The 13270-nt window shown below is 36.4% G+C and carries 8 protein-coding genes; 4 read left to right on the forward strand and 4 right to left on the reverse strand.

What is annotated here, in order from left to right; all coding sequences use genetic code 11:
- Positions 1–321: 321 nt before the first annotated feature.
- On the forward strand, positions 322–1095 hold the full coding sequence (locus EPL05_RS19475; RefSeq protein WP_128535672.1) for a glycosyltransferase: 774 nt from the start codon (positions 322–324) through the stop codon (positions 1093–1095).
- 487 nt (positions 1096–1582) lie between these two features.
- On the opposite strand, the gene EPL05_RS19480 is transcribed toward EPL05_RS19475, so the two are convergent.
- Positions 1583–4396 (reverse strand): hypothetical protein, encoded by a 2814-nt coding sequence (locus tag EPL05_RS19480; RefSeq protein ID WP_128535673.1) that lies wholly within the window; start codon positions 4394–4396, stop codon positions 1583–1585.
- 251 nt (positions 4397–4647) lie between these two features.
- Here EPL05_RS19480 and EPL05_RS24095 point away from each other — a divergent pair, with 251 nt between their 5' ends.
- A complete protein-coding gene (locus EPL05_RS24095) occupies positions 4648–4797 on the forward strand; it encodes a hypothetical protein (RefSeq protein ID WP_166727758.1) in 150 nt (49 codons plus the stop codon).
- Between the two features lie 159 nt (positions 4798–4956).
- On the opposite strand, the gene EPL05_RS19485 is transcribed toward EPL05_RS24095, so the two are convergent.
- The 3 genes from EPL05_RS19485 to EPL05_RS19495 form a co-directional block, all read right to left on the reverse strand.
- A complete protein-coding gene (locus EPL05_RS19485) occupies positions 4957–6564 on the reverse strand; it encodes a vitamin K epoxide reductase family protein (RefSeq protein WP_128535674.1) in 1608 nt (535 codons plus the stop codon).
- Positions 6565–6780: 216 nt separating this feature from the next.
- A complete protein-coding gene (locus tag EPL05_RS19490; RefSeq protein ID WP_128535675.1) occupies positions 6781–7860 on the reverse strand; it encodes a glycosyltransferase family 4 protein in 1080 nt (359 codons plus the stop codon).
- Positions 7829–8887, reverse strand: a complete 1059-nt coding sequence (locus EPL05_RS19495) for a glycosyltransferase family 61 protein (RefSeq protein WP_128535676.1) — start codon at positions 8885–8887, stop codon at positions 7829–7831. Before EPL05_RS19495 ends, EPL05_RS19490 begins: the two co-directional genes overlap by 32 nt.
- Before the next feature lie 1210 nt (positions 8888–10097).
- Here EPL05_RS19495 and EPL05_RS19500 point away from each other — a divergent pair.
- Complete coding sequence (locus EPL05_RS19500; RefSeq protein ID WP_128535677.1) at positions 10098–10928, forward strand: DUF6625 family protein; 831 nt, start codon at positions 10098–10100, stop codon at positions 10926–10928.
- 19 nt (positions 10929–10947) lie between these two features.
- Positions 10948–13125, forward strand: coding sequence for a peptidase domain-containing ABC transporter (locus tag EPL05_RS19505; protein WP_128535678.1), 2178 nt, complete (start codon positions 10948–10950; stop codon positions 13123–13125).
- Positions 13126–13270: the final 145 nt, after the last annotated feature.

Consider the following 13270-nt stretch of genomic DNA (forward strand, 5'->3'; position numbering starts at 1 on the left):
TTCGTAAAATAGCTACATTGCTGTATTCGTGAGTTATACTTTGTTGAGTATTTTCAATTTAATTAAGAAACAGCCAACATTGTATTGTATTTTTGGCGATTGACCAAAAATGTCAAAAAAAAAGCAACATGTAAAGAACAATTTTTCGCGAGTTATATAGGGATTTGTGAATAAATTATAAATAAACATTACATTTAAATTAACTTTAGTATCACTTAAAGTTGATCCGAACTTAACTATAGGCAGAATCCTGAACCTAAGTTTACCGATTAATTGCGATTTTGGAATATCCTTATAAATTTGAAAATAAACCTGTAAACTGTGAAAAATGCTTTTGTCACTTATCTTGCCACCGATGACTTTTTACCAGGGGTAGTTGCGTTAAGAAAATCTTTAACCGCCTTTGGTAATCATACTAAACTTTTAGTGCTCTACACATCGGAGGTATCTATTGACGTAGTACATTTTTTGGTTAGCGAAAGTTTTTGGGTTAAACAGGTAGATGAAATCAAAAACCCCAAGACATTTGATTTTGATACAAAGTTTAATTACACATACAACAAATTAAATATTTTCAATTTAACGGAATTTAAGAAGATTATTTTTCTTGACGCTGATTTGCTTGTTTGTAATAATATTGAATGTTTGTTTGATAGGCCTCACATGTCAGCTGTGGCTGCAGGAAATATAGTAGTTACGGATTGGGTAAATTTGAATTCTGGGATGTTAGTAGTGAGCCCGGATCAAGCACTTTTTGAGGAAATGCTTGAACTTAAGAATGTACTTCAATCTAACGGCGGGGATCAAGGTTTTTTGCAATCGTTTTATAAAGAGTGGCCAATGAATAAAACCTTGCATTTGAATCCAAGATTCAATGTCCCTTTTATATTCTTAAAAGAATATACTAACAGCATTTGTTATTTCAATTATAGTAAGAAAAAATTGGAAACCGATATTTTTATCATTCATTTTTGGGGAGAGGTGAAACCTTGGCAGATAAACTTTAGAAGTTTGGATAGAAAAAGTCAAGACGTCAATATTCAGGCATTGTTTTTTTGGAACGATATGTTTAAAAGTGAAATATCAATTGCATGAAAAAGAGTCCTATTAGTCCCTTAAAAAATTATTTATCAAAATGAAAAAAATGTAGAGGTTAATTTTCCGCTTAACCTTAAAAAAAGTAATAAGCGTTAACATTCGAACACAGATTTAGAAAGTTACATATTAAAAAATATTTTTATTGTATATTCTGGATTTTGCCTGAATGACAAGGGCTTGGTAAAAGGGGTTCCATCATAATTACCCACATCATTATGATTATTACTTGATCGAATCCGCAAAATATTATTTTATAGCTCAAGATAATCCAAACTACCTATTAACCTTAGATAATCACGATATTGATTTAGTTATCCATCATTTAACTACTGTCGCTGGATATGCAAATGAATTATTAGACTTTGGATGGATATTTTTTAATTGCTTTTGCAGTTCTTCCTTTTCATCATCAATATTGGCATTGGGCAATTCCAATGATTGACGGCTGCCCTTCAGAAAAAAGAAGATGTTTTATTTTAAGAAATTACTTATTTTTAGTTTCAATACAGATTTTCCCTCTTTCATAACCTATACCGCCATTCATATTGGTTCCTTCGATGATTACTGTATAAGTGGTAGGTTTATCACCTGCATAAAACCATACCTTAGCTTCTCCATTTATATCGGTAAAAATATTTGGCTCCCAATTTATAGTTGGCCTAAAGTCGGGTGTATCCTTAATAACATCGTTAACTTTGAACTTCGGTTTGTAAAATTGTGCTGGCCAGCTTAGTGGCAAAGGTTTATAAAGATACATCCCCGGGGTATTATCGATAATCGGGCCGTGGCCTGAGCGTGTTGTAATTTCAACGAAGGCAAGATTATCGGGGCTTGCATATGGGTAAAACCTGGACGAATACTTTCCGACAAATTTACTTGAGGACATCACTTCAATACCTTTGATGTCTTCCGCAGTATGCGATTGCAAATAATTTTTTAAGGCTGGGAAATCCATTGATTGATATACGCTGGTCAATACGACTCCATCTACCAGGAAAATCACTTCTTTGAAATTCATATAATATGATAAAGGATAGTGTGGGGGAAGGTTCATTTCCTGAAATCCTTTGATCTTTTCTTCGAAGAGTTGTAACCAACTCTTTTTTAGTGCTTTTTCTAAGTCTCTTTCATTTAATGCAAAGTCAGCGTTTCCTGATCCGTTTAAATTTTGAGACCCTTTTATAATTTTCATACCCAATATCTTCACTTCGCTTAACGCACGAGTTCCTGGTTTCATATAGTCGTGCTGCGTCACCATATTGCTGACTTTTGCGTAACTGATTAAAGTAGTATCGGTATTCAGATACCATGGCGCCACTAATGGCCGTTTTAATTTAATAATTTCAGGAGAGCCTTCATTATCAATAACAATATCAACATTAAAACTTTTACCACTTTTGTTTACCGCTTTTAAAACAAAAATTGGGGTGTCAATACGTGGAAAGTTATCAAAATAGAATTCGCCATTATTGTTTGTTGTGGTACTCATTAGGATAGTTGGAGACTTCGAAAATAAGAGAACGTTTGTTTGTCTTACAGGTTTATTGAACCCGTTCAAAACGCGCCCTTTAACCCCAAATCCATTCACCGGTTTAAATATGATAGTTTTTGAATTGAAATACTGTTCCCAATTATATCCTATCCATCCTTGTGTAATTAATAAATTGTCCAATGCTTGCCATGACTCAGCAGTTTTAGATGAAAGATAATAATTAGGTTGCTCAATACGCCCTTGTAAATCGGCTGTCAACAACATTTGAGTTAACATATTACCATCTTTCATCGTGTCTGTTTTAACCTCTGCGTCGTCGGTTACAGCCATTGAAAAGTTCCCTGCAATCGGATTACCCACGTCATCAGTTACTTTTATATTTAATGCTACACTGTCATGGGGAGCGTAATTTGTTAAGTTGGTTTTTAGCCGTATATGAAGATTGTCATGGTTCCCAATATATGTCATTCGTTCATTTAAAGGTCGTTGATTAGTAGTCAACATAACCAATTTCGTTATTCCATCAGGAAATAAGCTTTTTGCTATCTTTTTCTTGATAACATTGCCTCTAATAAAGTTAAAGGTAGCAGCATAACATATCACGCCACGCGCTTTACCAATCAAGAAATAATCGTTGCCCAGGTTAGCGAAATCACTTGTAGCGAAAATAGATACTTCTAATGAATCGCTTAGCAACTCGTTTTTTACCGTTACAATCGTCCCCGTACCCTTTATCAAAGGTAGCGGGTATTCTTTAATGATATTGCCTGGGAGAGTGGCTTTTGCAGTATAGATTTCGCCCTTTTGTACTGCTAAGTCAAAGCTACCAATGCCATAACGAAGAGCGTTGAATACGGCGACTTTTTTTCCCTCATGATTTGTAATAATCCCTGAAATATCAACACCTTTTCCATCTTCCCCGATAGCCTTAAAGCCAACATGTGCAGGTAATCCACCAACAAGGTAACCGCCTTCAGGCATAAATTGAAGGTCGATATTCTGCGATAAATTTAACTCAAGCGGTATAACCGCCTTTTTACCTGTCGGAAACGATTCAGCCATTATACTTAAATTGGCAGCTTTACCCGGTAATTTAAACTTTAAATTCAACAAACCGAGATCATTCGTCTGAATAGCTTGTTTGTATAGGTTGTTGTCGCCAGCTAAAACTTGCAATTTTAAAATTTTATTTGCAACCGGCTTTTTGTTTATATCATGAAGTAATAGTTTAACTTTGACACTATCATCAATTTTGGTCGGTCCTTCCACTCGCTTCTCTATTAGCCAGCCGTTTTCATCGCTACCTGTTATGTAAAAGGATTTGCTAAAAAAATAATTTTGCCCAAAATTACGCATCCAGTTAGTATAGGCTGTAATGGTATAAGTACCAGAGGTAAAGCCTTTATTTTCATCGAGTTTCAAGTTCCCCCATCCCAAACCATTTTGTGCAGCAATTTTATACCGTTTTAAAACCTTATTTTCTTGATTTGCTATATCGATATTAATTATGCCGCTTTTCTCGGAAGCCGTTAAAAAAGAATTTAACAAGTACGCCTTAAACCATATTGTATCGCCAAGTCCATAATATGGTTTGTCAAATTGCAGGTAAATTTTTTCTCTTGGATTTAATTTATTTAAGCTATCGTTTGACGCTTTAACCCCTAAAAGTTCTTCATGTAATTGCCTTATCTGGCCAATGGCGATTGTTTGACTGACCAAAAGAAATAAAAGAACAACAACCTTTTTTTTAATTGATATTAAATTGGGAATAATAAATCTATTCAAAACTTTATACAAAATTCTCATATAGTTTATTAATGGAGTAAGGGATTCTTCTATTTAGCAAGAATAACAACATTTTATATCCTTTTAATTAACATTGTCTAACCTCTGATTATCGGTCAAACAGTTTGATAAGTTAATTAAAAACTGCTTTTTTGGTAAAAAAGCAGTTTTTAAAATGCACTACTTTAGTAATGTTAATAAGCAAGTAATGCGATGTAGTAGAAAAAAATAATAGGTAAGTGATTGGATATTTAACCTATTTACCTATCAGAATGCAGAGCAAGTGCCAACATTTCCGCCAAAAAGAGGTACGCATGGGCCGCATAGTGGACAACCTCCTGAACCAGCCGATACATAACACCCTTGTCCGCATTGTTGGCCTGGGCCGCCTCCGCCTCCTGGAGGGCCGCTCCCAGCCATAATTTTTCTCATTTCGCCCCTGCTTAGTACATTCTTAATGCTTTTAAGGTTTAATTTTTCTAAATTCATAAAAAATTTATTACTAGTACCAGGTTCGTCCTGCCGCCGTCATGTTTAATAAGGGCCATGCTCCCTACTTTCTCGAGAAGTATTGTTTGTGCTTATTCAAGCATATATTTCAAATCTGAAACCCGGTATAATTCAGGCAAAAGATAACCGTTGAGTAAAATTGTAGGAGTCGCGGTCACCTTCGCCTTTTCACACCAATCATTCTGTTTGTCGATTTTTTTAATTTCCATACCGCTTAATGCAACAGGATATGCTTTTGCCCAGGATGTATAATCTTTTTGTTTTTGTTCGTACCAGTCGTTTAGTGCCGTCTTTAGTTTGTTTGGTCCAGGCACGTCGCTTAAAGCAACCAGATGCCTGCTAACACTTGTTGAAATATCGTTACCACGATTCCCAAGTGCAAAAATAATGCGTACCTGAAGGTTGTCATTTCCTTCAAGTAATTGATGAAGCAGCATATGCGTAATCGAACATGGCGGGCAATAGGGATTGCTCACCATCGTAATTACATTATTAGCTTCTCTGTTACCTAACACTATACTCCACTCTTCATCAGGCTGGTTAAATTTAGGCTGGGAAGTAAGCATTTTATTAAATAAAAAAGTATTGTACTTAAACTTGCGCAATTGTCGCTTTAAGGGCTTTAAACTTTCTGCCTTTAAAAAGAGTGGTTTCAATATTCCCCATAATATCATAGGCAGTGTTAAACAAACATAAACAGAGCTAAATACGATACCGCGATCTTCGGCAAACGCAAGGCGAATAGAATTTTGATAACTAACCAGAAAAATTAATTCCAGCCACAATAAAGCCTGTACTGTACAACAAAGGATGCACCATTGTTTAGCTATTCGCGCTTGGTAATAAATTGAATAAAACGTATAGGGTAAGCTGACAATGTTTAAAATTAAGAGGATTTTCATTATAACTTGAGAATTGCCACCAATTAAAATTAATAAAGTTGTGCTAGCAAAATAAAAGAATCCAACCTCGCTCCAACTCAGCCATTCGACGCCAAACACCTTCGCCGCCTTCGATGAAAGAATTGCGTTGCAATTAGTTTTTCCATTTGTCTGGCAAATCATCTGTATCAATGGATTATTACTGTCAATAGATTGAATCAGTAGTAATATCGATGTGATCAGCCCCGCAAATTTAAAAAGCGTCAATAAGATAAGCCGCCAGTTGAGAACACTTAGATAATCGGTATGGTAATACAAGGATGAAAGAAATATAATTACGGTGCCCGTAGTTATTGCCGGCATTTTAAGCCCGTCAGCCCAGGCCGAAAGACCGGCTCCAACAGGTGGGTAATTTTCGCCTGGTTTGGCTATAAGGACAATTCCGTTGAATTGCTTTCTGAAGTCTTCGGAGCTTACTCTTCGTCTATTTACTGTTTCGTTTGAAAAGGTAACAAAATCCTTGTTTAATTTAGTTACCACAATTAATGATTCGCCATCTAAAATAGAATGAGCCATAAATGGACAGGGAACGTCAATCAATTCATCGTAATCCACACGTAAAGCGTTATTTTCAATTTTGAGTGCCGTAAGTATATCACTAACAGCTAGCAGAGAGGGGTAATCGGGGTGTTTCTCCAATTCTTCACAAATGATTGCCGGGTCAATATTTATCGACAGATATTTAAGCAGCTTGTATACTGCCGCATCAGCATTATTTTCTTTGGTCAAGGTGATCATGTAAGGCCTATTCTAAACAGTACGTATTAGGTTTTTGGTAATTCGGTTTGGTACTTTAAAAGTAAATATAAATTTTGTTGATAGTTAAATATCTCGTGAAATAATTATGATTTTTCACTACTAATTATTAATTATTTTTACGAAATTAATTAATAATTACAAAATTATTTATTTGATAAATTAAATTCCCTTTAAAGTATAACGGAAAGTCCTTAACTATATATTTTCGATTAATTTAATTAAAGGAGTAAAACAATTGTCCTCCGAAAAGGAACGGCTAATGAGCCTATGCGCATTTTCGCTAAGTTTTTTGCGAAGCGTGGCATCAATTAGCAATGTTTCAATTGCTTGAGTAAAATCTGCTGCGTTATCTGCTATTAGAAAAGCTTCACCTGTGCTGTTTTCAATGCCACGAGCTCCATGTAATGTTGTAACCAGGGGCCTCCCGTGCGCCAAGGCTTCAATGTTTTTAATCTTTATCCCCGCACCAAAACGCACCGGATTGATGATAATATCTGCGTCATGGTATATTTCGTTTATATCACCGTTAAATCCTTTTGGGATAACGTTTAATTGCCCGGCAAAATCAACATTGCTACAAACCGTACCATAAATATGAAACTGCGCATTATACTTAGCAGTGATTGTAGGCCAACAGTTTTTTAGAAACCAGTTTACTGCATCAACGTTTGGTAGGTAAGCACTTCCTACAAAAGCTATGTTATTTACTTCTTTTCTAATTGGATGTGTGACTATATTCACAGGATGCGGACATAATAGCGCTTTTCCAGATCCAGCCATTGACGTAACTTTAACAACGTCGTCCGGGCAAAGCACGATAACGCGATCATACAGACTGAAAATATCTTTTTCAACACTAAGGGGAAGTTCATAAAGTGCACCAGCATGATTAAATTTCTTGAATGCTTTAGTACGTTCACTAACAATATCGTGCGCATCAAGGATTAAGGTAACCTCATATTTAAAAAAATTAAGAAAATAGCTGCAGTGAATGTATTCGACAATAATTGCGTCAAAACGACGGTCTTTCAAAAATGTTTTTAGCCTACGCCCATATCCTGTTGAACTTAGGTATTTTGTTTTTTCGAGTGTAAAAAATTCACTGGCAAACAATGCGCTCAACCTGCTTTCGACGTTTTGATCTGCTGGGCCAGTGTTTACCACAGTTAGTTGTACATGCGTTGATAAGTAATTAACGAGAGCATAAATGCGAGCACGGTTACCAGACGACAATTCCTCAAAATTAACATCTGTAAGCAGTAGTACTTTCTTCATAATTAAGCATCAATTTTAAGTTCTTTTCCAAAAGCACAGTGTCAACTAAATAATTACCTTCGAAATAATCCTCCGGCCCGTCCGTTTCGCAAAGCTGATGAAAATAGTTAATTTTCAATCCGTTCGACATATACCAAAATAGCGGGCTAGGATGATCTAATTCATTGGTTTTGTTTTTATGTAATTCTAAAACTGAACTGTTCTCTGGCATAAAGAGGATATTAGTCAGACCAGAGCCGTGGGTGCCAATTAAGAATTTAATTTTGGCAAAAATTGCCACTTGTTTTAAAAAGCTGAATCGCTCAGGGTAAAAAACGGTAAAACCATATTTAGTAACAACCTCCTGAATAGCTTTTTCATTAGTAATCTTTCTTCTACTTGCTAATTCCCGACTGATATAAAGTTTTTCACCAGGCAGTTCAACGCTATCATTTATTTGCAACACGTATTCTGTATAAAACTTTCGCACACTTTTCAACTGTCGGGCATCAAATGAATCACAGATTCGCTTAACTGGGGGCAAACAAAGCGTTTTGACCATCAAACTTTTACCTGAAGGAATAAAATATATATTTTTTAATTCGAATGGAGCCAAGGAACCCATGATAAAATCGACGTGTTGATAAGATTCTGGCAATATTAAAACCAGATCATTATTTTTTTTTCGGACTGACCAAAGCCTGAAAATAGATTCAGTAATCCAGTGAAAATAATTAAACCAAGGATGGTGAATTAGGAGGTAAGTGCGCTGATCGTCGAGCTCAATTAACTGGCCCGGATCATCTACGACATTGTAATAATATTGAGCGGCTTCGTTTTGATAATTGGTAAGTTGGTGTGGAAATTGGTGATGGCAGTCTTTAATAAGGCCCCTGTTATTCATACAAAATCCTGTGTTTGTGACAAACACCCAGGTTCTTATCCTCGTCCGCTCCGGTGTGAAGACATAAGTGCAGTTGTCGAAATATAGACTAATGTGCTTTTGTTCTATATTAAGGGGAAGCGGAACAGTGATGTTTTTCTTCATTCGGAAATTTTAAATTTGCCGAAACAATACATCCCGGCTGTAAATATTAACTGGAGATTCGTCAGGTTTCTTCACTCGGACGGCTTAAAGATAACCTTAAGTACACTTAATGACTTAATACAAAAACAGGGTCCGACAACCGCGCAGTATTTGCGATATTCGCCACTACGTCAGTGTTTATGACTTTTTTTTATTTCATTCCTAGTTAGCGAGGTCGATCCTGTCATAATTCCATTCTTTTTGCTTTATAATACGGTGTTAGAATATAAAAATTGAGTAATTGCCATGTCATTTCGGCGTCTTATAAAAATAGACTCTTTCTTCCCTTGCAAAGTGATTTATTGTCGACATAAAAAGTAATTCAACGATTATGCTAGATAGGCAAGTGACTGGAAATATACTTAATAGTGAGATTGGCGGTTTTTTGGTTATTGAATTTGTAAATTATAAATAAAAAAATCAATTCGCCAATTTTTTTACAAGGCACATTACTTTAGCACTAACAAGCATAGATAATTGCAGCAAAATATCGGGCTGGACTGTTTTCTCAGGCGTACTGTAATTACCCTAAAACGATTAAAGCTGAGGTAAACATTAACAATTAAAGCTTTATTGAGATTGCTTATAATTTGGAGCAGTCAAAAAAAACTGGAAGCGATGAAATGGATATTAGGCCGCTCACTCCCGGTTGCTTATAGAGAAACGACTATAGATTGGTTAATCATTTTATCACAACGTTTTGTAACCAGGCTCTTGCATTTAATTAACTAAGTCCTAATAGCTAATTTCGACTTGGTTAAATATAAAGTAATTGATTAGTTTTACTAACAGGAATCATAAACCAGTTTTTAATCTAAATATATTCTCTGCCTTAATTTTAGTAAATCGCTGTTCAATAAGAGCGACAAAAAAAATCATGGGCGTGAGAAATACTTCGGAAAGGAACATTTATCTTTTAACAAATGCAGCTTACCGTATCACACCGCATTAATGGCAGGAACTTTTTAAATTACGAAAACCGAAAAATTAATTTTTAGTAATGATCAAAATTGCGCTCAGTTGGGAAGGGCTAAAAACTAAAAATAGAAGGCAGCGGTCAATCCGATTATTTATGGGTCGGTGCATACGTTGGTACTCTACCCAAGTTGCATTGCCTGTGGGCCTGTTAAGCATGGCCATGTTATTTATTATCTACGTATAGTCCGCTAAAATGGAGCAAACCAGTCTCGCTTTAATTGTCTGTTATTTTGGGAAACTTCCCTGGTACACTCCTTATTTCATTCATTCCGCTCGCAAAAACACATCAATTGATTTTTTGGTGATAACTGATGATCGGTCTATTATTCCCTTCGCTGGCGGAAATATCCAAGCTGTACTCACCACGCTCGATGAATTTAGTTTAAGAGCAAGCGAGTGCATGCAACTCCCCATTAAGATTTCTTTTGGTTACAAATTATGCGATTTCAAGCCCGCCTATGGTAAAATATTTGCTGACTTTTTAACTCCTTATACATTTTGGGGACATTGTGACCTTGATATAATTTTGGGCGACATACGAGGCTTTATAACTGAAGATTTGTTCTCTCTTTACGATTTAATAAGTGTGCGGCCCGATTGGTTAACAGGGTGTTTTTTGCTTTACCGGAATGTTTTTAAAGTTAACCATCTCTACGAGCAAAGTAGAGATTACGTTAAGGTATTTACAACAGATCATCACTATTGTTTTGACGAAACTAATTTTGCTCATGAAGATTTTTCTGAAGGAAAATCTTATTTAGAAATCAATACTGAAATAGAAAGCATGATGCATGTCGTAAAAAAAATGGAGGCTATTGATGGCTTGCGGGTTTTTTTTGACCTCTTTATAATTGAAGGGCTTCCGGGGAAATTAAGCTGGGTAAATGGCCAAATGATTTACAAAAACAAATTCGAAGTATTGCTTTATCATCTGATTTACTTTAAAAAGGTGTTTATACCCAAAAAAATACCTGATATAATACCCGATATGTTTAAGATTACACCAACCAAATTGATTCACTAATTGAATTCCCTATTTGCCTATGTCTTTTCATTTTTATAAGCAGCCCGATGCAATGGATTGTGGGCCTACCTGTTTAAGAATGATTGTCCGTCATTATGGCCGTCGAATCAGTGTCGAGACCATTAGACAGCTTGCCCAGATTAACCGCGAGGGAGTATCGATGCTGGGTTTAAACGATGCCGCAGAGAAGATAGGTTTCCGTGGACTGGGTGCAAAACTTTCTTTAGCAGAACTGAACAAGGCCGAGTTGCCTTGTATCTTACACTGGCATCAGAATCATTTCGTGGTGCTGTACAAGATACGAAAAGGCAAATATCACATAGCAGACCCCGGAAGCGGATTGTTTATCCTTACAGAACCTGAGTTTAATCGGGCATGGGTTTCTGCGTCTGGAAGTCAAGAGGGTATGGCGTTGTTGTTAAGTATAACGCCTTACTTTTATGAACAGCAAGACGACAAAAGCAGCGAAGTGAACTGGAAGTTTTTGTTGCGTTATTTGGTTACTTATCGCCAATTGGTAATACAACTATGTTTTGGATTAGGTTTGGGAACTATTTTGCAATTGGTTGCGCCATTCCTCACCCAATCGGTAGTGGATATTGGTATTAACACACGTAATATAGATTTCATCTATATTGTAATTATTGCGCAAGCGGCCCTAATCATTGGCAGGATTAGTGTTGAATTTATTCGGTCGTGGATACTTTTACATATCAGTACCAGAGTGAATATTTCTATTCTTACCGATTTCCTGATCAAACTCATGAAGTTACCCATCAGTTTTTTTGACACCAAAATGACAGGTGATATCATGCAGCGCATGAATGATCAGCGCCGGATAGAATCGTTTCTGACGGGATCGGCATTAAGCACTTTTTTTTCAATGTTTAACCTAGCGGTTTTTTCTTTGGTATTGGCTTACTATAATACTTCTATCTTCATTATTTTTATTACCAGTAGCGCGCTTTATATCGGATGGATAACTAAATTTCTAAAACGCCGCCGCGAGTTAAATTATAAAAGTTTTGACATTTCATCAAAGAATCAAAGTAGCATTGTTCAATTAGTGAATGGTATGCAGGAGATTAAGCTTAATAACTGCGAACAGCAAAAACGCTGGGAGTGGGAGCATCTTCAAGCCAGATTGTTTAAATTTAATGTGAAAAATCTGGCTCTAACTCAATACCAGCATGGCGGGTCTACATTTATTAGCGAATCTACCAATTTGCTTATTACCTTTTTAAGTGCCAAAGCAGTCATCGAGGGGCATCTTACTTTGGGTGCCATGATTGCGGTTCAGTATATTATTGGTCAATTAAATAGTCCCATACAGCAATTTTTGACATTTATTCAAGGGTTTCAGGATGCTAAAATAAGTTTAGAACGCCTGAACGAAATTCACCTGATGGCAGATGAGGAACCGATAGAAAAAGAATTTAATGAAACATTGCCACAAAATTTAACCATAAGCCTAAATAATGTATCATTTACTTATCCTGGAGCAGGTAACGAGCCCGTTTTGCAAAATATCAATGTGTCAATTCCTCAAGGCAAAACCACGGCAATAGTAGGCATGAGTGGCAGTGGAAAAACTACGATCCTAAAACTTTTGTTGCGCTTTTACGAACCGGCTAAAGGAGAGATCAAAATAGGTGAACAGTCGCTGGAACATATTAAATTTAAAACATGGCGAGAGAATTGCGGTGTTGTAATGCAAGATGGGTTTGTTTTCTCTGATTCGATAGAGAAGAACATTGCTGTAGGCGATGAGTATCCCGACAGGGAAAAACTATTCCATGCCATACAAGTGGCTAATATTCAAGATTTTATAGGTGCGTTACCATTGGGATTAAACACTAAGATCGGTGCCGAGGGTAACGGCATAAGCCAAGGGCAACGGCAACGCTTACTAATTGCCCGCGCCGTTTACAAGAACCCGCAATATTTATTTTTTGATGAAGCCACCAATGCGTTGGATGCTAACAACGAGCGTGTGGTAATGGATAACATGAAAGATTTTTTTACGGGGCGTACCGTAGTGATTGTTGCACACCGGTTAAGCACCGTAAGTAATGCCGACAATATAATACTTCTAGACAAGGGAAGGGTAGCAGAGCAGGGAACACACAAAGAACTCACAGCCTTAAAAGGCGAATACTATCAGTTAGTAAAAAACCAGTTGGAGTTAGGGTCGTGATTTATTTTCTGCCCTTCTTAGAACATTTAGATTTCGCATTATGCCCTTAAAATCGAACACAAATAACACAACATCCCATCAACGACACACCGACGAGTTGCAGGATATCATTACATCTGTACCGTCATGGATACTCCGATGGGGA

The organism is Mucilaginibacter gilvus, assembly GCF_004054195.1.
Taxonomy (GTDB): domain Bacteria; phylum Bacteroidota; class Bacteroidia; order Sphingobacteriales; family Sphingobacteriaceae; genus Mucilaginibacter; species Mucilaginibacter gilvus.